Annotated in this window: 25 protein-coding genes and 2 pseudogenes; 20 read left to right on the top strand and 7 right to left on the bottom strand. The window is 58.4% G+C overall.

Features of this window, described 5'->3' with window-relative positions; genetic code table 11:
* The 10 genes from hpnK to gatB all read left to right on the top strand — a co-directional run bounded on the left by hpnK (nt 1) and on the right by gatB (nt 11353).
* Entirely contained in the window at nt 1-876 is an 876-nt protein-coding gene (hpnK, locus tag F6A13_RS09125; protein ID WP_126604221.1) for a hopanoid biosynthesis-associated protein HpnK, read from the top strand.
* Nucleotides 857-3559 (top strand): MMPL family transporter, encoded by a 2703-nt coding sequence (locus tag F6A13_RS09120; protein WP_126604220.1) that lies wholly within the window; start codon nt 857-859, stop codon nt 3557-3559. The genes hpnK and F6A13_RS09120 overlap by 20 nt, the downstream gene beginning before the upstream one ends.
* The gene (locus tag F6A13_RS09115) at nt 3546-4577 is read left to right on the top strand and encodes an HpnL family protein (protein ID WP_113525435.1); all 1032 of its coding nucleotides are present in this window, start codon (nt 3546-3548) and stop codon (nt 4575-4577) included. The genes F6A13_RS09120 and F6A13_RS09115 overlap by 14 nt, the downstream gene beginning before the upstream one ends.
* Nucleotides 4574-5416 carry a ferritin-like domain-containing protein gene (locus tag F6A13_RS09110; RefSeq protein ID WP_113525436.1) on the top strand — a complete coding sequence of 281 codons (843 nt, stop codon included), beginning with the start codon at nt 4574-4576 and terminating at the stop codon, nt 5414-5416. Before F6A13_RS09115 ends, F6A13_RS09110 begins: the two co-directional genes overlap by 4 nt.
* 105 nt (nt 5417-5521) lie before the next feature.
* The gene (gene hpnH, locus F6A13_RS09105; protein ID WP_113525437.1) at nt 5522-6625 is read left to right on the top strand and encodes an adenosyl-hopene transferase HpnH; all 1104 of its coding nucleotides are present in this window, start codon (nt 5522-5524) and stop codon (nt 6623-6625) included.
* Between the two features lie 45 nt (nt 6626-6670).
* A complete protein-coding gene (locus F6A13_RS09100; protein ID WP_113525868.1) occupies nt 6671-7330 on the top strand; it encodes an HpnM family protein in 660 nt (219 codons plus the stop codon).
* The gene (locus F6A13_RS09095) at nt 7330-8148 is read left to right on the top strand and encodes a VacJ family lipoprotein (protein WP_113525438.1); all 819 of its coding nucleotides are present in this window, start codon (nt 7330-7332) and stop codon (nt 8146-8148) included. The genes F6A13_RS09100 and F6A13_RS09095 overlap by 1 nt, the downstream gene beginning before the upstream one ends.
* 2 nt (nt 8149-8150) lie before the next feature.
* Nucleotides 8151-8438 (top strand): Asp-tRNA(Asn)/Glu-tRNA(Gln) amidotransferase subunit GatC, encoded by a 288-nt coding sequence (gene gatC, locus F6A13_RS09090; protein WP_113525439.1) that lies wholly within the window; start codon nt 8151-8153, stop codon nt 8436-8438.
* A gap of 9 nt (nt 8439-8447) precedes the next feature.
* Nucleotides 8448-9920 carry an Asp-tRNA(Asn)/Glu-tRNA(Gln) amidotransferase subunit GatA gene (gatA, locus tag F6A13_RS09085; protein ID WP_113525440.1) on the top strand — a complete coding sequence of 491 codons (1473 nt, stop codon included), beginning with the start codon at nt 8448-8450 and terminating at the stop codon, nt 9918-9920.
* A 2-nt stretch (nt 9921-9922) separates the two neighbouring features.
* Nucleotides 9923-11353 (top strand): Asp-tRNA(Asn)/Glu-tRNA(Gln) amidotransferase subunit GatB, encoded by a 1431-nt coding sequence (gatB, locus tag F6A13_RS09080; protein ID WP_126605655.1) that lies wholly within the window; start codon nt 9923-9925, stop codon nt 11351-11353.
* Between the two features lie 76 nt (nt 11354-11429).
* Here gatB and F6A13_RS09075 read toward each other — a convergent pair whose 3' ends face one another.
* On the bottom strand, nt 11430-11981 hold the full coding sequence (locus F6A13_RS09075) for an SCP2 sterol-binding domain-containing protein (protein WP_113525442.1): 552 nt from the start codon (nt 11979-11981) through the stop codon (nt 11430-11432).
* Nucleotides 11982-12656: 675 nt separating this feature from the next.
* On the opposite strand from F6A13_RS09075, the gene F6A13_RS16000 reads away from it, so the two are divergent.
* The gene (locus F6A13_RS16000) at nt 12657-13007 is read left to right on the top strand and encodes an ArsR/SmtB family transcription factor (RefSeq protein ID WP_113525443.1); all 351 of its coding nucleotides are present in this window, start codon (nt 12657-12659) and stop codon (nt 13005-13007) included.
* Nucleotides 13004-13864: an arsenite methyltransferase gene (locus F6A13_RS09065; protein ID WP_113525444.1), complete on the top strand. Its 861-nt coding sequence runs from the start codon at nt 13004-13006 to the stop codon at nt 13862-13864. Before F6A13_RS16000 ends, F6A13_RS09065 begins: the two co-directional genes overlap by 4 nt.
* A gap of 518 nt (nt 13865-14382) precedes the next feature.
* On the opposite strand, the gene F6A13_RS09055 is transcribed toward F6A13_RS09065, so the two are convergent.
* Both F6A13_RS09055 and F6A13_RS09050 read right to left on the bottom strand, forming a co-directional pair.
* Nucleotides 14383-14757, bottom strand: a complete 375-nt coding sequence (locus F6A13_RS09055; protein ID WP_113525445.1) for a carboxymuconolactone decarboxylase family protein — start codon at nt 14755-14757, stop codon at nt 14383-14385.
* Between the two features lie 36 nt (nt 14758-14793).
* A complete protein-coding gene (locus tag F6A13_RS09050) occupies nt 14794-15759 on the bottom strand; it encodes a hypothetical protein (RefSeq protein ID WP_126604219.1) in 966 nt (321 codons plus the stop codon).
* Between the two features lie 95 nt (nt 15760-15854).
* Here F6A13_RS09050 and F6A13_RS09045 point away from each other — a divergent pair, with 95 nt between their 5' ends.
* The 6 genes and pseudogenes from F6A13_RS09045 (at nt 15855) to F6A13_RS09025 (ending at nt 18217) form a co-directional block, all read left to right on the top strand.
* A complete protein-coding gene (locus F6A13_RS09045; protein WP_126604218.1) occupies nt 15855-16085 on the top strand; it encodes a hypothetical protein in 231 nt (76 codons plus the stop codon).
* Between the two features lie 63 nt (nt 16086-16148).
* On the top strand, nt 16149-16508 hold the full coding sequence (locus F6A13_RS15380) for a hypothetical protein (protein WP_172959312.1): 360 nt from the start codon (nt 16149-16151) through the stop codon (nt 16506-16508).
* Nucleotides 16509-16599: 91 nt separating this feature from the next.
* Nucleotides 16600-16875: pseudogene (locus F6A13_RS15620) on the top strand (hypothetical protein); the annotation flags it as partial.
* Nucleotides 16827-16964, top strand: coding sequence for a hypothetical protein (locus F6A13_RS15615; RefSeq protein ID WP_225981779.1), 138 nt, complete (start codon nt 16827-16829; stop codon nt 16962-16964). The pseudogene F6A13_RS15620 and the gene F6A13_RS15615, both read left to right, overlap by 49 nt.
* A 27-nt stretch (nt 16965-16991) precedes the next feature.
* On the top strand, nt 16992-17513 hold the full coding sequence (locus F6A13_RS09030; RefSeq protein ID WP_113525447.1) for an acyloxyacyl hydrolase: 522 nt from the start codon (nt 16992-16994) through the stop codon (nt 17511-17513).
* A 50-nt stretch (nt 17514-17563) separates the two neighbouring features.
* Entirely contained in the window at nt 17564-18217 is a 654-nt protein-coding gene (locus tag F6A13_RS09025) for a phospholipid-binding protein MlaC (protein WP_113525448.1), read from the top strand.
* 273 nt (nt 18218-18490) lie between these two features.
* On the opposite strand, the gene F6A13_RS09020 is transcribed toward F6A13_RS09025, so the two are convergent.
* From F6A13_RS09020 to F6A13_RS09005, 4 genes and pseudogenes are all read right to left on the bottom strand, one after another.
* Nucleotides 18491-20020 carry a DHA2 family efflux MFS transporter permease subunit gene (locus F6A13_RS09020; protein ID WP_113525449.1) on the bottom strand — a complete coding sequence of 510 codons (1530 nt, stop codon included), beginning with the start codon at nt 20018-20020 and terminating at the stop codon, nt 18491-18493.
* 103 nt (nt 20021-20123) lie between these two features.
* A pseudogene (locus tag F6A13_RS09015) lies at nt 20124-20825 on the bottom strand (zinc metalloprotease HtpX).
* A 716-nt stretch (nt 20826-21541) separates the two neighbouring features.
* Nucleotides 21542-22324: a L,D-transpeptidase gene (locus F6A13_RS09010; protein ID WP_172959311.1), complete on the bottom strand. Its 783-nt coding sequence runs from the start codon at nt 22322-22324 to the stop codon at nt 21542-21544.
* Nucleotides 22321-23328: a zinc-dependent alcohol dehydrogenase family protein gene (locus F6A13_RS09005; protein WP_126604217.1), complete on the bottom strand. Its 1008-nt coding sequence runs from the start codon at nt 23326-23328 to the stop codon at nt 22321-22323. The genes F6A13_RS09010 and F6A13_RS09005 overlap by 4 nt, the downstream gene beginning before the upstream one ends.
* A gap of 309 nt (nt 23329-23637) precedes the next feature.
* On the opposite strand from F6A13_RS09005, the gene F6A13_RS09000 reads away from it, so the two are divergent.
* Both F6A13_RS09000 and F6A13_RS08995 read left to right on the top strand, forming a co-directional pair.
* The gene (locus F6A13_RS09000) at nt 23638-24075 is read left to right on the top strand and encodes an Hsp20/alpha crystallin family protein (RefSeq protein ID WP_113525454.1); all 438 of its coding nucleotides are present in this window, start codon (nt 23638-23640) and stop codon (nt 24073-24075) included.
* A gap of 161 nt (nt 24076-24236) precedes the next feature.
* Nucleotides 24237-24878: a dienelactone hydrolase family protein gene (locus F6A13_RS08995; RefSeq protein ID WP_113525455.1), complete on the top strand. Its 642-nt coding sequence runs from the start codon at nt 24237-24239 to the stop codon at nt 24876-24878.
* The last annotated feature ends 413 nt before the right edge of the window (nt 24879-25291 follow it).

Raw genomic sequence — 25291 nt, 5'->3', positions numbered from 1 at the left:
GTGGGGCAGGGCGGCGGCCGGCGGGTCATCTTCAACGCCGACGACTTTGGCTTGGATATGGCGGTGAACGAGGCGGTGGAGTCCGCACACCGTGATGGCGTGCTGACCACCGCCAGCCTCATGGTCGCGGCTCCAGCCGCCGCGGACGCCGTCGCCCGTGCCAGGGCGTTGCCCCGCCTGGGCGTAGGGCTGCATCTTACCTTGGTGGACGGCACGCCTCTGCTGCCGGCGGAGCAGGTGCCGGATCTGGTCGATGAACAGGGGCGTTTTGCTGCGGATCTCTGGCGGCGCGGGGTGCGCTATTTCTTTTTGCCACAGGTCAGAAGGCAACTGGCGGCGGAGATCCGTGCCCAGTTCGCCGCCTTTGCCGCCACCGGCCTGGAACTGGACCATGCCAATGCACATAAACATCTGCATCTGCATCCTACAGTGCTGATGCAGATGCTGGAAGTCGGGAGGGAGTTTGGCCTGCGGGCGGTGCGTTTGCCCCGAGAGCCTTTACGGGCGGCCCGCTGCAGCGGTGCCAGGGGGTTCGCGCCGGCATTCTGGTCCATCTTTCTGGCGCCGTGGTTGGCGCACATGCGCCGCCAACTGGACCGTCGCCGGATCATGCATAACGACCAGCTCTACGGCCTGGACGCCACTGGCCACATGGACGAGGCGCGACTGCTCCGGATGCTCCGCTGTCTGCCGGCGGCGGGGGTTACGGAGATTTATCTGCATCCGGCCATGGTGCAGACGGCGGCTCTGCACGCCCTCATGCCGAACTATGAACCGCACGCCGAGTGGGCGGCGCTGACGAGCCCCCGGGTAAAAGATTATTTGCGCGATCAGGATATCGCGAAGGGTACTTTCCGTGATTTTGTCGCCCGTTGACCGTTTTCTTCAGCGCTCCGGCGCGCAGTTCTCTCGGGGTCTGGTGGCCTTGGTGGACCTCTCGGTGCGGCGCGCCACCTGGATGCTGGCGGCCATCGTGCTGGCCACCCTGCTCGCCCTGGGCTACTCGGTCGGTCATTTCTCCGTGGATACCGACACCAGCCATGCCTTGTCCCGTGATCTGCCTTTTCAGAAGCGTGAAGTGGCTTACCAGAAAGCGTTTCCGCAGGATAAAAACACGATTGTGGTGGTCCTCCAGGGCGCTGATCGAAATCTTACGGATACAGCCGTCGATCGCCTCAGTACTTGGCTGCGCGCCCGGCCGCAATCTTTCCACGACGTATATGTGCCGGGCGGCGGGCCTTTTTTTCAGCGTAACGGCCTCCTGTATCTCTCCCCCAAAGAAGTACAGGACTTTGCCAACCGCATCACCGACGCGCAGCCGCTCATCGCCAGACTCTCTGCCGAACCGAGCCTGAATGGCCTCAGCAGCCTGTTGAGCATGGCGATCGGACAACGCCTGACCAATGGTGTGCAACTGCCTGGATTGACGGCTATTTTTTCTGCTCTGGATCGGGCGCTCACGGCGCAGATGCAGGGCAAACCCTATACCATTTCGTGGGGTACACTCATGGGCGGCGATCTGGCCCGAATGGGGCCGTCGCAACGCTTCGTCATTATTCAGCCTGCCCTGAATTACAAGTCTTTGGAGCCTGCTGCTGCGGCTATACATACTTTGCGCGCTGGCCTTACCTCGCTCAACCTGAATGCCGCCCACGGGGTGGACGTGGGGGTGACCGGCGGTGCGGTACTGGATGCGGAACAATTGAAAACCGTGAGTCAGGGTGCCGCTGTTTCTCTGGCGCTGACGTTCACGCTCGAAATCATTTTGCTGATCATAGCATTGCGCTCGCTGCAACTGGTTTCCGGGGTGCTGATGGGGCTGATCGCCGGAATGATCCTGACCACCGCCTGGGCACTGTTTTTTATCGGTCCCTTCAATCTTATTTCCGTGGCCTTTGCCATTCTCTTTATCGGTCTGGGTGTTGATTTTGGCATTCAGTTCTGCCTGCGCTATCGGGAAGAAGTTTTTAACGGCGCAGCTCACCGACAGGCCATGCAGCGGGTGACGCAGGGTATGGGCGGCGCCTTGAGCCTTGCCGCCGTTGCGGCTGCTTTCAGTTTTTTTGCTTTCGTGCCTACCAGCTACGCCGGCATCGTCGATCTCGGACTGATTTCTGGCACCAGCATGCTGGTCGCCCTGTTCGTCACCATCACCTTCCTGCCCGCTTTTTTGACCCTCTGGCCTATGGTGGTAACGCGTACAAGACCGACGTATTATCCGCATCTGCGCCAAATTCCCACCCTGGTGCGTCACCCCATCCACCGTTATGCCTACTATGTACTGGGCGTGGTGGCCCTGCTGGCGCTGGCGTCCGTGCCGCTGGTGCTGCGTACCTCTTTCGACTTCAATCCACTGCATATGATCGACCGCCATGCGGAGGGGGTGCGCGTTTTCGAGAAGCTCCTCGCCGATCCACAGACGGCCCCCTATCGTATGGAGGTGCTCACTCCGGATATTCCGGCGGCGCAGGCTATTGCGGCGCGGGTGGAGCGGCTGCCCACCGTGGCGCAGGCCCTGACGATTTCCAGTTATATTCCAGAGCATCAAACCGAGAAGCTGGCCATATTGCAGAACTTGCAGATCCTCGTGCCGCCCTTTTCGCTGCTGATGCCTGCCGGTTTGCAGCCGCCGACGCCCGATACCGCGAAAAGTCTTGGGGAATTGGTAACCAAATTGCGGGCCCTCGCGCAAAAGGACGGCGAGAATACACCTGACGGACGGGCGGCGGCCGCGCTGGCTGGCCATCTCGCGCAGTTTTTGGCGACTCGCGGCACGAATGCTCAGGCGATCGCCGATCTGCAAACGCGGGTGATGGGTACCTTGCCCGGCGAATTGCGACGCCTCGGCATGGCGTTGTCCGCCACTCCGGTAACCTTGCAGACCCTGCCGAAGTCCCTGCGGGACCGTTATGTGGCGGCTTCGGGCCAGGCGCGCGTGGAGATTTTTCCCAAGGCCAATCTGAGCAGTAATCAGGCGATGGCGACCTTTGTGCGAAGCGTGCTGAAGGTGGAGCCCAATGCCGTGGGTACACCGGTGATGCTGGTCCAAGGCGGAGAGGCGGTGCTCGGTGCCTTTCAGGAGGCTACGTTTATTGCGCTGATAGCCATCAGCCTGCTGCTCCTCCTGGCCTTGCGCCGTTACCGCGACGTGTTGCTGATCATGATTCCGCTGCTGCTGGCGGCGCTGTTCACGGTGGCAGCCATGTCCCTGTTCGGATTGAGCTTCAATCTCGGCAACATCATCGTTCTGCCTCTGCTTATCGGTCTCGGTGTGGCCTTTGCCATCTACATCGTGGTGCGCTGGCGCAACGGTGTGGATGTCGCGCATCTGCTTGGGACATCCACCCCCATGGCCGTTTTTTTCAGCGGGCTTACGACCCTCAGCGCCTTTGGCAGCATGGCGGTTTCCCGCGATCCGGGTATGGCCAGCCTGGGCGAGGCGCTGAGCCTCGCGCTGGCCATCGTGCTGCTGTGCATTCTGATCGTGCTCCCGGCTTTGCTCTTGCTATTTACCCCGTCCCCCCGTGAAGAGGGTATTGCCCAGGATGAAGGCAGCTAATTTGCTGAAACAGAAAGTGATGATGCTGGCAGCCGGTCTGCTCGGTCTGGGCTTGACCGTCTTCCTGGTCGTGCATGCCGGTGTTTCCGACATCCTGAAATTGCTGGCAGTGGCTGGCTGGGGTCTGCTGTGGCTTCTCCCCTTTCACCTGCTGCCGCTGTCTCTGGACGTGTTGGGCTGGAAGTGGCTGCTGCGCGGTAAGGCGCGCGTCCGTTTCTGGTTTTTGCTATGGGTGGCGCTGGTACGCGAAGCGGCCAACGGCCTCCTGCCGGTGGCGCGGGTGGGTGGAGAAGTGCTCGGTGTACGCCTCCTGACCTATTCCGGCGTGCCCGGCTATGTCGCCGGGGCCAGCGTCATGGTGGAAGTCACCCTGACCCTGTTGAGCCAGTTCATCTTCACGCTGGCGGGGTTCGTGGTGCTGATTTTCGCGGTCAGTGACCACCATCTGCAATTCCAGGTGGTATTTTTTCTGGCATTGATCCTGCCGTTGCTCATGGCCTTTATCTGGGTGCAATATCGTTGGGGGCTGTTCACGGTCCTGCAGATGCTGATGAAGAAGCTTCTAGGCGGTAAGGACCTGCTCGCGCTGATAGGAGAACCTCAGCGTCTGGATGCCGAAATCCGTCGGCTCTACGCACGTCGCTGGGGCCTGCTCCCGGCGAATTTCTGGCAACTGAGCGGTCTGTTGGCGGGCACGGCGGAAGTCTGGTTCACCTTCTGGCTGCTGGGCCATCCTCTTCCTTTCTGGGCAGCACTACTTCTGGAAAGCCTCGGGCAGGCCCTGCGCAGTATGGCGTTTCTGGTGCCGGGCGGATTGGGTGTGCAGGAGGGCGGCTTCATTCTGTTCGGCAGCGCGATCGGTGTCGGGCCTGATCTGGCACTGGCCTTTTCTCTGACACGCCGCTTCCGCGAAACCCTGACGGGCATTCCGGTACTCTTGTCATGGCAAGCATTAGAAGGCCATCATATGCACCGCCAGTGGCGGCAAATACGTTCCAACGGGGAGGGCATTTCATGACGGCGATATCTTTGGATCCAGGGTCCGACGCCCATCGCGACCTGTTCTGCAAGTTTTTTCACGACACGCACATCCATTATGATCCGCAGCATATGGATTGGCCGGAACTGGACTCGGAAACTGCGCAGCGGGTGAAGTCCCTGCCGTTCTGGGGTGAAGCCGTCGCCACCGAAAGCGTGACGGCGCGTATGGTGCAAAGCATGGGTGAGCGGGAGCCGGACCCGGTGGTGCGAGCGGCAGTGGCCCTCGACGGGCAGGAGGAACAGCGCCATTCCGACCTGCTACGCGCCCTGGTACAGCATTATGGTATCGAAATTCCGCCATTACCTGCCCCGCCACGGGTGCGCGATCCGTACTGGGAGTTTCTCTATACGGGTTATGGCGAATGCCTGGATTCCTACTTTGCCTTCGGGTTGTTCGCTGCCGCCAAAGACTCGGGTTTCTTTCCGCCTGACTTGGTGAAGATCTTCGAGCCGGTCATGCAGGAAGAGGCGCGTCATATCATATTTTTTGTCAACTGGCTGAGTTGGCACCGCCGGCGTCTGCCCTGGCGGAAAAAGGTGATGCTCGAACTCCAGCGCGTACAGGTGATTGCCCTGCAGGCCTGGGCGCGCATACAGACCGCCCGGGGGCTACATGCGCATGAGGAAGAAAATTTTACCCTGACCGGGCATGACCAAGTGAGTAAGGATGTCAGCCTGAAGCAGCTTCTTGCGCTCTGCCGCCAGGAAAATGACCGGCGTTTTGCGCCCTATGATGACCGTTTGTTGCGCCCGAAGCTCGCGCCGCGGATCGCCAACATGCTGTTTTTCTTTTTGTCTCGGAGCAGGGCCGCCTGAGGATCCGTCGCCTTGTCCCACATACGGTTTGGTATGTTATACTAATTATAGTTTGTCGTTCATTATCCATATACGCTGCGTTGCGGCTGAGAGGGGTGTTTTGTCATGGGTGTTCCTTTGATTCAGAGCTATCGGGTAGGACGCTACATCCTGGCGCAGAAGCTGCAGGGGCGTAAGCGCTATCCTTTGGTGCTGATGCTGGAGCCATTGTTTCGCTGCAACCTGGCCTGTTCGGGCTGCGGTAAGATCGACTATCCCGATGAAACGCTCGACAGGCGGCTGTCCGTCGAGGAATGTATCGGCGCTGCCGAGGAGTGCGGGGCTCCCATTGTCTCCATCGCTGGAGGCGAACCGCTCATTCACAAGGATATGCCCGCAGTTGTGGAAGGCCTTGTCGAGCGTAAGCGCTTTGTCTACCTCTGCACCAATGCGTTGCTCCTCAAGAAGCGTATGGGCGATTACCAGCCCTCGCCTTACCTGACTTTCTCGGTGCATCTGGACGGCAATGCGCATCGTCATGATGATTCCGTGTGTCAGCCGGGTACCTATCAACGCGCTACGGAAGCCATTCGCGAAGCGGTGGGGAGGGGCTTCCGGGTTACGGTAAACTGCACCCTGTTTCAGGGGGAGGGCGCCGACGAGGTGGCCGCTTTCCTGGATGACTGCAAAGCACTGGGGGTGGAGGGGGTGACCATTTCGCCCGGATTCAATTATGAGCGCGCACCGCAGCAGGAGGTTTTTATTCAACGTCGGGCCTCACGTCAGCTTTTCCGTGACATCTTTCGCATCGGCAAGGAGCGGAAGTCGCGCTGGAAGTTCAACCAGTCCAGCCTTTTTCTCGATTTCTTGGCGGGTAACCAGAATTATCAGTGCACGCCCTGGGGCAATCCGACGCGCAACATCTTTGGCTGGCAGAAGCCTTGCTACCTCCTGGTCAGCGAAGGCTACGCGCAGACCTTCAATGAACTTATGGAAACGACGCCATGGGATAAATACGGAGTGGGTGTGAATGGTAAATGCGACCAGTGCCAGGTGCATTCCGGTTTCGAGCCGACGGCCGTCAACGACACCTTCGCCCACCCGCTGAAAGCCCTTAAAGTGGCCTTGCTGGGGCCACGCACGGCCGGTCCCATGGCACCGGATATGCCGGTATCGCCCCCGGCTCAGGGTACCGAACACCCGGTTTTCCCTTTGCATGTAGAGCGCTGAAGGCGGTTCCGGAAAAATATCAGGTTCATGGTGAAGGGGGATTTCATGCTCAGGAAAAGTCTGGTTGTACTGCTGGCCTGCACCGTCAGTGGGATCGCTCCGGTCCTGTCTGCCGCTGCGGTGACGGTGGCCGCACCCGCCACATCATCCCCTGGAGCGCCAGCGATAGGCGGCACCCCGGAGGCGACGATCAATACCCTGGATGGGGTACTACTAAAATCCATGCAGGGTGGTCGTCGCCTGGGTTACAGCGGTCGTTACCGGATCGTGGCTCCGGTGGTACAGAAGGTTTTTGATTACCGGCGAATCGCCGCCTTGACGCTGGGGGACTATTGGCAAAAGCTCAGCCCGGAACAACAAAACGAGTTTGTCGGGGTGCTCGCGGATTTTACCGCGGCCACCTACGCCGCGCGTTTCGACAGCTACAACGGCGAGCATTTTGCCATTGTGAGCAGTCAGGCATTGCAGCCTGGTGCGGAGGGGGTATTCAGTACCTTTACGGAGCATAACGGTAAGGTGCATCATTTCGATTATATCCTGCAGAAAGATGGGGATCACTGGCGTATCGTCAATGTCGTCGCCGACGGGGTCAGTGACCTTTCCCTGCGGCGGGCGGAATATACCGAAACCATGCAGAAAAAGGGGTTTGCCGCACTCATTGCGCACCTGAAAGCGCAGATTGCCGGGTACGCCAAAGGGTCCTGATGATGCGATCGAGTATATATTTAACTAGGGTCGCGCTGACCATCGGTGTGTTGACCCTGTCGGGATGTGCTACGGTAAACGGGCCTCAGGGCGCTACGGGAAAACCCGTGGATCCGCTGGAGGCCGTCAACAAGCCGATGTTCCATCTGAATATGGGCCTGTATGATTATGTGCTGAAGCCCGTAGCCACCGGGTACAAGACCGTGACCCCCGATTTTGTCCGCGAGGGCGTCAGCAATGTATTCTCCAATGTGGACATGCCCTATATTTTCATCAACGATTTTCTGCAGGGGCGGGGTCGACAGGGAATGGAGGATCTGAGCCGGTTCCTTGTCAATTCCGTGTTCGGTCTGGGTGGACTCTTCGACGTGGCGAACCGTCTGGATCTGCCCAACCACGAAAACAGCCTGGGAGTAACGCTGGGTGTCTGGGGGGTGCCGCAGGGACCTTATCTGGTGTTGCCGTTTTATGGACCCAGTTCTCTGCGCAGCTTGCCGGGCCTGGCGATGACGATTTTTACCGGGCCGGCATATTATCTGACTGTCAGTTCGGCTCAGTACGCCCTGACGGGTGTGGGAATCATCAACAAGGCCTATGTCGAAGGGCCGAACATCCGGATGGTTCAGGAGGCTGTTAATCCTTATGTATTTATGCGCAACGCCTGGGAACAGCATGAGCAGTATCTGATATCCGGTGGGGCGGTCAGTAAAAACCAGTTGCTGGAGGGCCTGCAACTGCCGCCGCCGGCGGCCGCCACACCCACACCCAAACCTGGTGAAGCTTCTCCGAGCCACGAGAACATGAAAGGAAAACCATAATTATGGCATTCGATCAGGATACGGTGCGGCGCACGGCACATCTGGCCCGCATTGCGCTGCCGCAGGCGGAGATACCCGCAGTGGCCGATCAGTTGGAGCGCATCATGGGGCTGGTGGAAGAGTTGCGCGCGATCGAGACGACGGATGTCCCGATCATGGCCCATCCCCTTGACCTGGATCAGCCCCTGCGTCCGGATACGGTTGTCCATCAGGATCAGCGTGAGGTGCTCATGGCAAGTGCGCCCGCGGCTGAGCACGGGCTTTTTCTTGTCCCTAAAGTTATCGAGTAGGAGCCACCTTTGGAACTCCATGAATTCTCCCTGCGGGAACTCCGCCAGGGCTTGCGCAATCGGGATTTTTCTTCCGTGGAGTTGACCACGGCGCTGCTGAAGCGGATTTCCGCCCTCAATCCGGCACTGAACGCCTTCGTCACGGTTACCGAGAGTGACGCGCTGGCCGCTGCCGCGACGGCAGATGCGCGGCGTGCAGCCGGTGAGGATGGTCCCTTGCTTGGCATTCCCATGGCTCATAAGGACATCTTCTGCACTGCGGGGGTGCGCACCACGTGTGGATCCAGGATGCTGGAGCACTTTGTCGCGCCCTACAACGCCACCGTGGTGGAGCGGTTGGCGGCAGAGGGGATGGTTATGCTGGGCAAACTGAACATGGACGAATTCGCCATGGGTTCTTCCAACGAGACCAGTTATTTTGGTCCGGTGCGTAACCCCTGGCATACCGGTATGGTACCCGGTGGCTCTTCGGGGGGGTCTGCCGCAGCAGTGGCTGCTGGGCTGGTGCCCGTAGCGACCGGCACCGATACCGGCGGTTCTATCCGTCAGCCCGCCGCCCTTTGTGGGATCACGGGCATCAAGCCGACCTACGGCCGGGTCTCCCGTTACGGCATGATCGCTTTTGCCTCCAGTCTGGATCAGGGCGGGCCCATGGCGCGTAACGCCGAGGACTGCGCACTGTTGCTGAACGTGATGGCCGCGCATGATCCGCGCGATTCCACCAGTCACCCGGCCGCCGCCAGCGATTTCTTACGCGGCCTGGAGCGTCCCTTGCAGGGTTTGCGGGTGGGGGTCCCGGAGGAGTTTTTCGGCGCCGGTCTCGATCCGGAGGTGGCGGCTGCGGTGCAGGCGGGCATCGCGGAACTCGCCCGGCAGGGCGCCGCAGTGCAGTCGATTCGGCTGCCCAATAATCCCCATGCGGTGAGCACATACTACGTCCTGGCGCCGGCGGAAGCCTCCAGCAACCTGGCCCGTTTTGACGGTGTGCGCTACACCCACCGGGCGGCGAATCCTGCGGATTTGACCGAGTTGTATCAGCAGAGTCGCTATGAGGGTTTTGGCGCGGAGGTGCGGCGGCGGATTCTGGTGGGGACCTACGTGCTCTCTGCCGGTTACTATGATGCCTATTATCGCAAGGCCCAGCAGGTGCGCAGCCTGATTCGCGAGGATTTCCGGCGGGCTTTTGCGGAAGTGGACGTGATCGTCGGGCCGACCACCCCGACTCCGGCCTTTCCGCTGGGTGCCAAAAATGCCGATCCGGTGGCGATGTATCTGGCGGATATTTATACCATCGCGGTGAATCTCGCGGGCATCCCCGCGCTCAGCGTTCCCTGTGGCTTCACGGCTGCGGGGTTGCCTGTGGGCATGCAGTTGATGGGGGATTATTTCGCTGATGATCTGTTGCTGAACGTAGCCCATCGCTATCAGCAGGAAACCCAGTGGCACCACGCACATCCGGCCGTGCATGCGAGGGAGGCATGAATATGGACTGGGAAGTCGTCATCGGCCTGGAAGTTCACGCTCAGCTCAATACCGCCACCAAAATATTTTGCGGCTGTCCGACCGCTTTCGGGGCGGAGCCTAACAGCCACACCTGTCCGGTCTGTCTAGCTATGCCTGGTACCCTGCCGGTACTCAATGCGGCAGCGGTGGATAAGGCTATCGCTCTAGGGCTGGCGATTGGCGCGGAGCTGAATCGGCACAGTATTTTTGCCCGCAAGAACTATTTTTACCCCGATCTGCCCAAGGGCTATCAGATCAGCCAGTACGAGCTGCCCGTCGTCGGCAAGGGGACACTGACGGTGCAACTACCCGACGGTGGGGAAAAGGTAGTGGGCGTGACCCGCGCCCACCTGGAAGAAGACGCCGGTAAATCACTTCACGAGGCCTTCATCGGACAATCCGGCATCGACCTGAACCGTGCGGGCACGCCGTTGCTGGAAATCGTGTCCGAGCCGGATATGCGCTCGCCGGCTGAGGCGGTGGCCTATCTCAAAAAACTGCATACCCTGGTACGTTATCTGGATATTTGTGATGGCAATATGCAGGAAGGCTCCTTTCGTTGTGATGCCAACGTCTCCCTGCGGCGGCCGGACGCCCCCTATGGGACCCGTGCCGAGATCAAGAATCTCAACTCTTTCCGGTTTCTGGAAAAGGCGATCGAATATGAGATCGTTCGCCAGCGCGACATCCTGGAGAGTGGCGGCCGGATTGTGCAGGAAACACGTCTCTATGACGCCAACCGCGACGAAACCCGCTCCATGCGCGGTAAAGAAGAAGCCAACGATTATCGCTATTTTCCCGACCCGGATCTGTTACCGCTGGTGTTGGACGAGGCGCGTATCGAGCGGGTGCGGGCGACTCTCCCGGAGTTGCCCGATGCCAAGCGTATCCGGTTTATGCGTCAGTATGCGCTGCCGGTCTATGACGCTGGCGTGCTCACTGCTGGCCGTACCCTGGCGGATTACTACGAGCAGGTAGCCGTCGGTGTGGATGGTAAACTGGCGGCGAACTGGGTCATGGGCGACCTGCTCGGGGCCCTCAACAAGGCGGGCGTTGAGCTTGAGGACTGTCCGGTCTCGGCCGGGAAACTGCGCCTGCTGGTCCAGCGTATCGAAGATCAAACGATCTCTGGCAAGATCGCCAAGGATATCTTTGAAGAGCTTTTTCATCGTGGTGGTGAGGTGGATGCCATTATTGACAGCCGGGGACTGCGGCAGATCACCGATGTGGCGGCTATTTCCGCAATGGTGGACGCCATTGTCACGGCCCATCCGCAACAGGCAGCCGACTTTCGCGCCGGGAAGGACAAGCTGCTGGGCTTTTTTGTGGGTCAGGTGATGAAGGCTAGTCAGGGAAAAGCCAATCCAGATCAGGTAAACGCTATTTTGCTGGAGCGTTTGCAGAAGGGTTAGCGAGCGGAATTTCACACATGCCGAAGGGGCGCCCGGAATGCCGGGTGCCCCTTTTTGTTGCGCCCCGATCAGCCGTTCAGGAAGCGGGAACCGTTGCGGGCACGTCCTTGACGAGTTTCAGGAAAGCAGAGAAGGGACCCATGTTTTCCATGGCTTCCATTTTCGGACCCTTAAAGTTCAGGCGCCCGAACATCATGGCGGTCAGCGGTGACCCCATGTGATGCCAATCATGGGTGGTTGCCCACATTTTATAGTCATAATTATAATTAAGCTTGCTGACTTTGATGGCGCCGCCATAGCTGCATACCGCTTTGCCCCCTTTGAGGGCGATTTCCAGTTGCACGGGTGGGGTGGTCTTCATGTCGGAGTCGGAGACTTCCATCACCTTGTAGCCTTTACCGCCGTTGTTTTTGACCCAGGAACCGGCCAGTTTTTCGGTCAATGTCGGGCTGTTGTTCCACGCGGTGCACAGATCCTGCGCCCAGGCCGGGGACATGAAAGCCGGGGGCGCGACCGGAGCTCCGGCAGTACTTCCCGTAGCCCCAGAGGGGGCCTCCGCCGCCATAGCCATCGTTGGCCCCGCCAGGCTAAGCCCTAAAATGGCCGCCACTGTCATTTTTCTGAACATCGACCCCTCCTCCATATTCGCTGTTTGCGCTCCATAGCGAGCGTGCGGGCAGTATAGTCCCGGAACCTTATGGTTGACACCAAGGTATTTTTAATTGCAGGATAAATAACCAGAAAATAAGCATATAATATTTTAATGTGGGTTGGCGTTGCGTCCATTCCCATGAGGGGGCGCTTTCGCTACACTAGCGGGCCACGGAGGTGTGGCAGAGCGGTTGATTGCACCGGTCTTGTCCCCAATCGAGCCTCTGCCGGGAAACGGGCAGGGTGGCAGGAATCAAATTCGGCGAATCCCCTGGTTTATCCGAGGTAACGCCGAGCCAAGCCGGAAAAGTTCCGGAAGGTGTAGAGATCAGACGGTTCCCACCTACAGCCTCATGGCCAGGGTGAAGGCATGATCCAGACTCCAAAGGGGTCCTTGTGGCCCTGTGGCGAAAGCCATAGCGGGTAAGGAAAACCGGCAGGGGTTAACGCCCCTCGTGAGTTCGAATCTCACCGCCTCCGCCATTATACTGAAGCAACAAAATGTTTTCATGGAGTTTTCTTAGAAAGCACCAAGATCGTCTGCGGCAAGGCGCATTTCCAGTCGCTGGCTGTTGGTGAGAATCCGGCACGGTTAAGCAATGGGGCGAGTATATCTTGACTTCGCCAGCGCTGCTTCTCTATTATTCGAAACATGACGAATATTAGAAATGATGTCGAATCCTTCGCGGCTCAGTTCAAGGCACTGAGCAATCCTCATCGCTTGGCCATGTTCCGCCGCCTCGCCAGTTGCTGCCCACCCGGCACCAGCTGTAGTACGGAGGATGCGGTGCGTTACAGTGTCGGCCAGCTTGGTGCAGATGTTGATATTTCGGCCTCCACCCTCTCCCATCACCTGAAAGAACTCCATCGCGCCGGTCTTGTCCAGATGGCGCGCAAGGGCCAACAGGTTGAGTGTTGGGTGGCCCCGCAAACCCTTGAGCAGCTCGCCGCGTTCTTTAGCGATTTGCCCGCACAACCGAAGATGCAAGGAGGAAATCCATGAGCAAACAGAATGCCTGCTGCGGCACTTCCGCCGTTACCGATCAGGGTCAGGCCGCTGGCCACGACGCACACCGCCAGAGCGTGCGTGAGGCATACGCCCAGGTCGCGAAGGCCAATACCGAGGGCCAAGGCTGCGGTGTTGGCGCCAGTTGCTGCGGCACCACAGACGATAGTGCGATCAACACCCTCATCTCCACTCGCCTCGGTTACAGCCAGGCAGATCTTGATCTGGTTCCCTCTGGGGCCGACATGGGCCTTGGGTGCGGCAACCCCAAGGCCATCGCTGCACTTAAATCGGGCGAAACCGTGGTCGATCTGGGTTCAGGTGGTGGCTTTGACTGCTTCCTTGCCGTTCGCGAGGTTGGCGGCAGCGGCCGCGTAATCGGCGTCGACATGACTCCGGATATGGTTTCCAAGGCGCGCGCAAACGCCCTGAAGGGACAGTATGAAAACGTGGAGTTTCGTCTCGGCGAGATTGAGCACCTGCCGATTGCCGATGCGACCGCCGACGTGGTCATCTCCAACTGCGTGATCAACCTGTCGCCGAACAAGTCCCAGGTTTTCCGTGATGCCTTCCGCGTACTCAAGCCGGGCGGACGGCTAGCCATCTCGGATGTGGTCGCCACTATCGAGCTCCCCGAGGAGATGCGTAGTAACGCGGGCCTCATTGCAGGTTGCATGGGCAACGCCTCCTTGATCGATGACTTGGAAGCGATGATGCACGAGGCCGGCTTCCAGCGGATCCGTATCCAGCCGAAGGACGAGTCAAAGGAGTTTATCAAGGACTGGGCGCCGGGCCACAACGTGACAGACTACGTGGTTTCCGCCACCATTGAGGCGATCAAGCCTGGTGGCTGATGTGCCATGATAATGTCAGATTGGAAATGCAGGACATCTTCGCGATGTTCGCACAGTCGTGGCAACAGATTGATCGGAGTGGATGGACGCCGATACCAGAGCCACTCGAAAATCTCGCAGCACTTTGAATTATTCTGCTTTCTTCAGATTTCGGAAGGCATCTAGGGCACGCTGCCGGACCTGCCGGCGATCCACAATGGGATAAAGGTAGTTTGACCCGAGGGTGACTCCTGCACGAGTCAGTATATCGATCTCCGCTGTCCGGGGCGGATGAATGGACGCAACTGGGCAGCGCCGCCAGTTCCGGTACCCAGCGGCTGAGGCGCGCTCATGAGGTCATCTCCTTAAATGTCGGAGACATCGATAGCCAGCGCATGGTCCTGCGAATCGAACAGGGCAAAGAACAGCAGGGCCGCTACGCCATGCTCTGGACAGTATTGCTGGAACGTCTGCGCGTCTGGTGGTGGGAAACCCGCGCACAAGGATAATCCACAAGGTGGATTGCTGTTTCCCAGGTGCTAAGCTCTGCTGTTCAGGGCAGCAAAGATGGGTTCGGCGTCGCCGATGATCTTGGTGGCCATGGCAAAGCGGGTGATGCGGATGGTTTCGACGACCTTGGCCGGGGCGACGCCTTGCTGGACGATCTTGTCAGCCATGGCCTGGACACAGGCATGGCTGGAACCCGCCAGTGCGGCGGCGAGGTAGATCAGGGTACGGGTTTCCTCGTCCAGAACGCCCTCCGCCGGCATGGCGAAGGCGCGGGAACGCATGTGCTCGTGGATGAGGACCGGATCTGCGGTTACGGATTTTTCAATGGCCGACGGGACCCGGCCCATGGCCTGGCGCATGCCGGCAAGGATCTCTTCGGCGGTGGGCGATGCTTTGTTCGACATGGGTGATCTCCTTGAAATGTGCAGGGGCGCCCGGGATTAGGCGCGGTTTTCCAAAAACCACGTTTGGTAGAAGGGTTCTACCGGTCCGACGACGATGTAGGGCGCCAACTGCAGGAAGGCATGCTGGAAGCGGGGATCGAGGTGGGAGTTTTCGTGATCCCAGACCGACTCCCAGACGCCGTGCATGAGATAGCTGCGCAAGGATCCGCAAGTCTCGGTATTGGCCAGGATCTCCGTGCTCATCGCCTTGCGGTAGTCGCGGTTGTCCTTGGCCCCCGGCTGGCCGATGTCGTTGGCGTCATCCTTGGGCTGGAAGGTGTTCTGGGCGACCTTCAGGAGTGGCCCCACTTTGGCCTCAACGAGGGCATGATCCTTGTCGGGCACCATCACATGGTTGACCACGGTGACCAGCTTGCGCTCAGGGGTATCGTCTTGATGGGCCAGAAAGCGGGCGATGGCCGGCCCGGTGCTGAAGATTTCCTTGCGGTCCCCGGCGATGAGGCTGGCGTAAATGCCGGCCAGGGGGAGAAGTTGGGTGTGTTCGCTGGTGCCGGGCGGGGTAAAGGCCAGGGCCGGAGCGAGGGCACTGTGTAGCCAGTCGGCGAGCTTCGCCCCCTGCAGGGCCGCTGGGTCGGCAAAACGGACCAGGAGGAGGAAAGAATAGGGCAAGCGTCCTTCCTGCACCGCCTGTTCATTGGCGTCGGCCAGGATGCCTTTGTACTGGGGTGGGTAATTCATGACCATCGTGGAGGTGCCGACCATTTGCTTGAGGGTGATGCCGAGGAAACCCGGTGTGCCCTTCAGCCGGGTGGCGAGGCCCTGGACCGCTCGCGTCACCGCCTCCTTATGGGGAGGCGTGGCCCGGAACTCCGCCACGTAGTTCACGGGAAAGCCCTTATAGGGATTCCCTGCGGTGGCGGCCTGGGCGCTGCGGAACAGAGGAGCGCCCAGGGCCGCCACTGTGGCGGTGGCGCTAGCGATGAGAAAATGACGTCGTTTCATGGTGCCGCTCCCTCGTTAAATTATACGGTTAGGATGTATTACAAATTCCGTATGTTGTCAAGAATATTAGTTTATTCTTATTGAAAGGAGCAGCTATGACCTGTTGTGATCGTACCATCCAGGACGACGCACGGGATTGGATGGGGCGCTACGGCGAGCGTTTTCCGCAGTTTTTGCCCGTCTTGTTCCACTCCCCACCGCTGTCCTTGATCCAGGAATGGCAGCGGCGTCTGGCGCGTCCCGGCTGTTTCGCCGTTTCCCCGACGATATCCTTCATGGGTCGTAAGGGGGTTGGTGGTCGAAACCCAATGCCTCACGTTTCTTGACGATGGCGGCGGCGATAGCGGCGCCGAGGATGTAGGTGCCGGCCCGCAGGGCCTGGAGGAGCCATGGGGGGACGGTCAGCGCCTCCTTCCGGCATATTCGCGATAGGGGGTGGCGAAGCTGCCTTCCAGCCCGCCGATGATGAACCCGGGCGGGGACTTGCCGAGGAGGATCTCGCCGGGGCGCATAGGGGTGACGACGAGTTGGTCGAAGGTGCCCATTTCCCGTTCCCGGGCACCGAGAGTCTCGTCACCAGCAGGGTGACCACCAAGGTAAGGAGGGCGACGATGCCGGGGACGATGAACCAGCGCGATAGGAGATTGGGGTTGAACCAGGCGCGGATATCCAGTTGCGCCGGCGGTTTGCCCCAGCCATGCTCCGCCGCCCAGTGCTGGTCGAAGGCGATGAGGACGCTGTTGACGTAATTGAGGGCGAGGGTGGCGGTAGCACTGGCATTACGCCCCGCCCGGCGGGTCCGTTTCGCCGCACACTGACGCCCGGCGCAAGCTCGGTTCTCATATCTTCTATTTCAATACCCCAGACGACTGGGATGAGGCCTGGGGCGGGCAGACCCTGGTGCTGGACGACGGGGGCAAATGGCCACGTCATTCGGCTCCGGACTATGCGGACTTGCGCGAAGCCGGCGCCTCCCAGGTGCTGGGGAATCGCAGTTTTCTCTTCGCTCAGACTGACCACTCCTGGCATGCCGTCAAGGCGGTTCAGTTCAGTGTCCGGCAGGGCACATGCGCAAAGTTTTTATCGTCGTGGCCAACCGCCTCACGCCACAGGTGATCTGGCGGCGTATCCGCGGTAAGGACGCCGACGGCTACCGGCTGGCAGGCGGAATTCAGGAAAAACCAACCTACGATGCAGCTGGATAACACATTTATTGCTCGAGGAGAGGGCTCATGCGTCACCCGTTTTTTACCCTACAATGGCTACGGATCCTCGGATTGGTCACCTTGTTTTCAGTGGCACCTTCGGCCTGGGCCGTTACCCTGATGCCCAGCGGCGCACCCTATCTGAGCGTTGGCGCCGGCGCTCTCAATCTGGTCGGTGCGGTCGATGATGGCGGCTACAACCATACTCCGGCCGAGTTCGATGCGGAATACCAGTCCGGATTCCGATTTTATGGCATTGGCTATATGCTAGGCTTGCTCGCCAACACCGATGGTGGTGTCGATGGTTATGGAGGCCTTTATGCCGACCTTGCGTTGACACCGCACTGGATACTCACACCGGAGGCCGCCCTGAGCGGCTATAGTCAAGGCACCAGTAAAAATATGGGTAGCACCTTTCTCTTCCGGCTGGAGTTGGGACTGGCCTACCAGATGGATGACGGCGGGCGGTTGGGACTGAAAATAGCGCATTTGTCTAATGGAGATCTTTATAGTCGCAATCCGGGAGAAAACGAACTCCTGATTACTTAATTCATTCCCCTTGGGTTGATTGTACCGACATTGGTGCAAAGGACGTCCTCATGAACAACAAAGACATCGCAACACTGTATCGTTTCAGAGTGTTCAGCAGTATCTGGAGCGCATGTTTCCTGCTCCTGTGGAGCACCGCAGTCTGGGCGGCGGTACCGGATACGCCCACTATCATTGTCCGGGACATCACCCAAGAGGTCATCCACGTATTGCAGACGCACGAGGGGCGACCTTTCACTCCCGCCGTCCAGCAACAGATTGCAGATATCGTGCTGCCCCACATTGATTTCATGACCATGTCGCGCTTCGTCATGAGTCAATACTGGAGCCAGATGACGCCGGCACAGCAGGATGAATTCGTCCGGCTTTTCAAGGAGCAACTGGTTCATACCTACATGATTGCATTCAGTCATTACTCCGGACAGACGGTACAGGTCCTAAGCAGTCGCCAGATATATCGACATCCTGACGTCGTGCAGGTAAATACGACGATTCTGCAAACGAATGGGCTGGCGAACATTCCGGTCACCTATGCGTTCCTCCAGGAACGTTCCGGCTGGAAGATTTACGATGTATTCATCGACGGAGTATGCATGAACCTGACTTACCGGAATACTTACGGGCATACAGTGGCCCGCGAGGGAATCGCCAATTTTCTCCAGGATCTGAGCAAAAAGGAGCGGCCCTGGAATAAGGGCCAGTGACCGCGGCGGACTATGGGTCGCAGCCAAAAAGAGGGGCGCCCGTCCGCACTGCACCTGTCCGGACAAATAAAGGCACTATCGGCTGCGCAGCGCACAGATTCCATGCCAACGGAACGGAGTAATGTCGGGCTCATGCTTGAGCGACTAAGCAAGACGGCATCGTGCTCCGTTCACCTACATGCGGTATTGCCAGGCCGCAAGCTTTATATACCACCAATGCTTTTGGACGCTCCGCCTGTCCATTCTCGCCCCATCCGTACCTGTCATCTCGGCTTAACCTGTTGGAAGAACGCGCCTGGGGATCAGCAATGTCAGGGGCAACAGGCAAAAGAAGATGATGGTGATCCACTGAAACACGTCCAGGAAGCCGATCATTTCGGCCTGGCTGAATAAGGTCTGCCCGAGCAATGCCCAGACGCGGGGATCCTGTGCTGCCAATCCGCTGGCTTGCAGCCAATTCGGCAACGCCGCACTGAAGGTATTGATGTGCCCGCCCAACTGGTTCCAGTTGATTTGGGTCTCATTGGTGAGCACGGTACCGTCGATGGCGATACCGATGGAATTCCCGAGGGTACGGGCGAGGTTGAAAATACCGCTGGCCTCCGCCGATACCGCGAGCGGCAGGGTATCGAAGGCGATGACGGTAAGGGGCACGAAAATCAGCCCCATACCGATCCCCCGGATAATACCGGGATAAATGACCCAGGCAGGACTGATATACAGACTGTAACTGGTCATGATCCAGGTACTGATCCCAGTCAGTAAAACCCCGGCTACGATAAAAAGTCGCGGCTGGTAACGATTGATGAAGCGCCCAACGATCATCATCGTAACGGCGCTGGCGACGCCGCGCGGAAACATGACCCAGCCGATGGTTTCCGGCATGTAATTCAGCAGTCCCTCCAGCATGAGCGGCTGCATGGCGGTGGTGCCGAAGAGACCAAGGCCGAATACGCCGGTGATCAGCGTGGCGGTGGCGAAACTGCGGTCGCGAAAGAGATGGAGATTGATGATGTTGTCGGCGATCATCCATCCCCGCAGCAAAAAAGTGAGGATACCAAAAACCGCGAGGATCGACAGGGCCACGATGAGTCTGGAGTCAAACCAATAATCCTCATTACCCCGTGACAGCACGATTTGCAGGCTGCCGATTCCAATCGCCATGAGCAATAGACCCGGCCAGTCAGTGGACAGATTTTTTCTTTCGCTCTCCCGCATGGTGGCGGCACCCAGCAAGAGCGAAAAAATCCCGACGGGAAGGTTGATGTAGAACAGCCAACGCCAGCCCATGTGCTGCGTGATATAGCCGCCCAAGACCGGACCCATGGCCGGCGCCACCATCAGCACCATGCCCCAAATGGCCATGGCTCGCCCCCGTTCCTTGCCCGGAAAGAGATTGACCATGGTGGATTGAGTCAAGACCACCATGAGCGCGCCGAATCCCCCTTGCAGGGTACGTAAAAAGACGATTTCCGCCAAAGTCTGGCTCGCTCCGCACAGCCCCGAGGCAACGACAAAACCGGAAACGCTGATGAGGAAAAGACGCCGCCGCCCAAAGAGGGCAGCAAGATGGCCGGTCAATGGTATAGTGACGGCATTGGCGGCTAGGTAGGCGGTGAGCACCCAAGTGATGCGGTTCGGCGTAGCAGCCAAGGTTCCCATCATATAGGGCAGCGCCACGCTCACTACAGTCATGTCCAACAAGACCATCACCATCGCCAGCATAAGGGCAATGGTGATCAGCCAACGATGCTCTTGGGATGGTTCAGGAGGGGTAGTCGCATGAATTGCGCTTGCCGCCAAGGGTTTCTCCTTTGGTAAAACCGGGAATTGCGCCCGCCGGGATCCATGCGGGGGTGCCCGGCAATGGGGATTCCTGCCGTGATAAAGTAATAGGCTATCCCTACTACCAACGAAAACCGGACAGGTGACGCCAACGTGGCAGGTCTTTGGCCATGGGCAGACTTACACCGTGGTCCCATGCCCATATTTCCGGATGGCTCAAGGGACGCATTGCGGAGAAAAGTCGGCGAATGCGTTCTTCTGTCCTCGGATGGGTGCGTAACCACGAGGGAATGGCTACTCTGCCCAGTTTGGGGAACAGTATTTTCAGTTCCCGCTCCTGGGCATCTTCCATCTTTTGCAGTGCGCTGGCCAGACCCTGGGGATCATGGGTGAGTTCCATGGCGCCACGATCCGCCTCAAACTCACGTGTGCGAGAAAGAACCAATTGCAAAGACATACTTACCGAGGGTGCGACAATCAGCAAAAAAATCAGCTCCCAGGGCATGGTGTACTTATGAATGATCCATAAGGGTAAATTGATCAGGATCAAAACCTGGCCCAGCAAACAAAACGTCCATGTCATCTGGCTGAAGAGATCCGCAACCACCATGACCTAGATATCCTTGTGGCGGATATGGGAGATCTCATGTGCCAACACAGCAGCCAGTTCACGCCCGTCAAGTGTGCGCAGCAGGCCATCAGAAATCACCAACGACACATGCGCATCCAGTCCGGTGGAAAATGCATTCAGGGCAGGGGTGGGCAGGTGATACAAGGTCGGGAAATGTTCCAGCCCAGAGCGTTCGGACAGTCTTTGCACCATATCGAAGAGCAGCGGTGATTGCCCGGGTGTAATGACTTCCGCTCCCATTCTACGAATGAGTAATTGTGGCATCAGCCGGGGCGCAAATAAAATAAACAGAATGCCCGCACCCAGCATCACGTAAAGCGTCTCCACACCACCCAGGAGCCAACCGATCCACGTCATCAGCAACAACATCGCGCTGATGATGCCTGTCGATTCAAGCCAATTGATAAGATGGTGCCAACGCCAACGCAACATTACACCCTCTCCCTGGAAATTTTTTGACCACAGCCCATATAGCCGTTGCCAGGCCTAATGAATGGGAGCGGCATGAAATAAATGGGAAGCATGCCAGAGATAAAACACCACCACAGGAGACACGGTCACGATACGGCCTCTTTTCGTGACAAGAGCGGCTTGCAAAACGTGTTTTCCACGGTATACATGAGTCATGGTGAAAGATGCGCGCGTCCGCACATGAGGTCGGATTTTGCCGTCCAGCGTCATTCTGATTTGCAACCCCTTTTGAAATGCGGAAGGAGGCAACACCAGAAGGCGCACAGCGACCCTGTCCTGATTACTATGGATCATCTCTCCCACGCGCGGTGTCAGTATCCGCAGTAGGACAGGGACATGCACCCCGGCCGCCGCTTCACATGGCGCCATCGTGGCAACAAAACACCCAAAAGCCAATAAGCACCACCATCCGTGCCGACTGAGCCGCATCAAACGTATCATGGCGCCACCGTCACCGGCGTACCGATGTGCATCATTCCATAGGCGCTTTGTGCCGCCTTTAACGGCAGTTCCACACAACCGTTACTTTGTCGAAACCCGTACGCAAGACGTGGGAAATAGTGTACCGCACGGCCATCCCAGAAATAATTGACGAAGCGCACGCCGGAATCGTTATAACACTCGCCATGGGGAAAACAACCGGTCATTCGCGTACTCAGAAAGCGCGCGTAGACTGCCCAGGTACCGTTGGGGGTGTCCGCACCGGGCACCCCGGTATTGGTCGGGCTTTGCAACACCCATTTACCCCTATTCGTTGCCGCGTTGTACCGCCAAATAGACAAAGTTTCTGGCGTGCCTTTGCGCACATAAACCCACACAAACGGCTTTGGCGCGTATTCCCCGCGCCGATGGGCGACAAGGACGTCCGCATAAAGGCGATGACGGTTGTCTGGATCAAACCAGTCGCTGCTTTGGTTTGACCATGGCAGCCCATGCACCTTGGCAAAAAAATCCAGAGCCCCGAAGAGCAAGGGCGATCCAGGAGAGTTCGGAGTGAGCACCTGCAGTGCAGACGGCGTGCCTGACGGCCATAACCACCAAATTTGTGGGTTTGCCCCCCCTAGCCCGGTCCAGCCCACTTGCCCTGGTAAATAGTGCATTTGCGCAAGTGCGCGGGCAACACGCAACCAAACCGGTGCCGGCGCAGTTGCCGCGAGTGCGCCGCTGCCAGCAGCAGAAGCAAGCCACAGCAGGACCGTTAGAATCCATATCCTTTTCACGTTTCGCGTTCCTGCCATGTCCCCATAACCAGCACCGCCGCACCGTGGATCGCACCCCGTCTCAAATCCGCCAATGCCACATTTGCCATGCTCAAAGGATACGTCGTGACATGGCTTTGCACCGGGATACGCCGTGCCAGTGGGAAATAGTCCTCGGCATCTTTGCGCGTCAGATTGGCAACAGATCGCACCTGTCGCTCCTCCCAGAGTAAGGAATAGGGGAAAGCTGGGATATCCGACATGTGAATTCCCGCACTGATCACAACACCCCCTTTCTTGACCGCCTGAAGAGCAATAGGTATCAGGGTTCCAACCGGCGCAAACAAAATTGCCGCATCCAGCGGTTGTGGCGGCTGGACATCCGATCCACCTACCCACACAGCCCCCAATTTAATCGCTAGATCCTGTGTCTCGCTATCGCCTGGGCGGGTAAATGCATAGACCTCCATGCCTTGGTAACGCGCCACCTGAACCAGTAAATGCGCCGCAGCGCCGAATCCGTAAAGACCCAGGCGTCGGCTCCCCTCCGCAAAACGTAAGGCCCGAAAGCCGATGAGTCCCGCACACAATAGCGGGGCACCTTCCGGATTGGCGTAAATGTCTGGAAGAGGGAAGCAGTAACGCGCATCGGCGACCATATACTCGGCGTAACCGCCATCCACGGTGTAACCATGAAAACGCGCCTGCCCACAAAGATTCTCCCGTCCTGATCGACAATATTCGCAGGCACCACAAGTCCATGCGAGCCAGGGAATCCCCACCATCTGACCGGTCAGTAAGGAAATATCCGGGCTTCCTACCGATTCTATCTGGCCGACTACTTCATGGCCGGGAACGAGTGGTAGTTTGGGGTTGGGCAATTCACCGTCCACTACATGCAGATCGGTACGGCACACTCCGCACGCCAGTATTTTTACCAAGACCTGGCCCGGCTGTGGCCGTGGTCGCGGCAGTTCAGTGGGCACCAAAGGTTTACCCACCTCTTCCAGCACCATGGCATGCATGAAACACCTCCTTGTAGTCGCCATATACCTTCCATGACGACGTACCGTCGCGGGTTTACGGAAAGCAACGAGCCTCATCCTGCAATTGTAGACCAGCCAGCAATGGTCGCGTCGCCAGCCATGGCACAGAGGGCGGCACCCGGTACGGAATCCCAGAGCGGCGCGCCCGACTCTGGTGCGGGGATCTATTGCTATAATGAAAGGGGCTGGCATTGAGATTTAACAGCGCAGCGCCAGGCCTTGCCGGACAGAACGCGGGCCATCCTGCAAGGTGAGGGCTCCGTCCCGCATCATTACAGGAGCAATATCATGGCACTTATTAAATGGGAACCACTGCGTGAAATAGACGACATGTTCGACCGCTATATAATGTCGATGGGTTGGCCTTCCCGGCGTCAGGAACTCATAACAGCGGGTGATTGGTCGCCCCGCGTTGATATCAGCGAGACTGATAACGAGTTTCTGATCAAGGCCGAAATACCCGAGGTCAAGAAAGAAGATGTCAAAGTCAGTGTGGATAAACGGGTACTTACCATCCAGGGTGAACGGAAGCAGGAGAAGGAGGAGAAAGGGAAAAAGTTTCATAGAATCGAGCGATACTACGGAAGTTTCATTCGTAGCTTTACGCTGCCAGATAATGTTGACGAATCCAATATAAAAGCTACGTTCAAGGATGGTATGCTGAATCTACAGATGCCAAAAAGTGCTCGGACGAAGCATAATGCCATTGAAGTGAAAGTGGAGTGATTGCACCCGCAAACCGCTCCACTGTGTGTGCCAACTGCAGCATTTACCTGCTGTACTCTGACCGCTGTGCAGGTGTTTTTGGATGATACCCGGATTTTGAGCGCGATTGGCTGTGACAGTTGTTATAATGAGCGAGTTGATCGGTCAACGGGAGGTAAGGCATGGTAGGGTTAGAACGGTCCGTTCACATTTCGGCAGAAGGGACGAGATTGGAAGGCAACTGGGTGATTCCCGAAAACGCCCTCGGCCTGGTGCTCTTTGCCCACGGCAGCGGCAGCAGCCGCCTAAGTCCCAGGAATAATTATGTGGCGCAGGTGCTGCGTGATGGTGGTATTGCTACCCTGCTCTTCGATCTGCTGACCGAAGAGGAGGATCGGGTATATGCCACCCGCTTCGATATCGGCCTGCTGAGCGAGCGACTGGCTTTAGCTACCCGCTGGACACAGCGACAGCCGGAGGCGGCGGGCCTGCCCCTGGGTTATTTCGGTGCCAGCACCGGTGCTGCGGCAGCCTTGCGCGCAGCCGCCCAATTTGGTGACGCTATTGCTGCTGTGGTCTCCCGCGGCGGGAGGCCTGATCTGACCGGACCGGCCATCTCCCGAGTAACGGCGCCTACCCTCCTGATCGTCGGTGGTCTCGACGATGTGGTCATCGGCATGAATGAAACAGCCTACGCCGAGCTGCGGGCAGAGAAGCAAATGGTCATTGTTCCCGGCGCCACCCATCTTTTTGAGGAGCCCGGCACCTTGGAAGAAGCGGCAAGCCTGGCCTTGGCGTGGTTTCAGCGCCATTTCAAGAAGTAGGTGCACCCATGCCTGAGGACGACTGAGTGCTGGTCACCCCATTAACCGCTGGCACAGCCGTCTCCATCCGAGGACAGCGCAAGAATATTTTGAGTTTCATGGCTCGGGGTAGCCACATGGGTCGGCTACTTTCAGGTACTTTGAAATGGCGTCATTACGCCGCCCTTCGGCCGCGCCAAGCTCTTCGCCACCCTGCTCGGCGACGAAAAACGCCTGCCGGTGGGCGAGGCGGTATGGACCGACACAGCGGTGGAACTCCCCGACCCGACCGCGGCATGGGGAAACCTGTTCACCGGCGAGACGGTGCGCCCTGATGCCACCGGAGACGAGCCTCGCCTCCCACTCGCCCAGGCACTCGCTTGCTTTCCCGTCGCCCTGCTGGTGCCGGCGGAGGTCGGCTCGTGAATGGCCCC

It is taken from the genome of Acidithiobacillus sp. 'AMD consortium' (assembly GCF_008926505.1).
Taxonomy (GTDB): domain Bacteria; phylum Pseudomonadota; class Gammaproteobacteria; order Acidithiobacillales; family Acidithiobacillaceae; genus Acidithiobacillus; species Acidithiobacillus ferridurans.
This window is presented reverse-complemented; position numbering and strand designations above follow the sequence as displayed.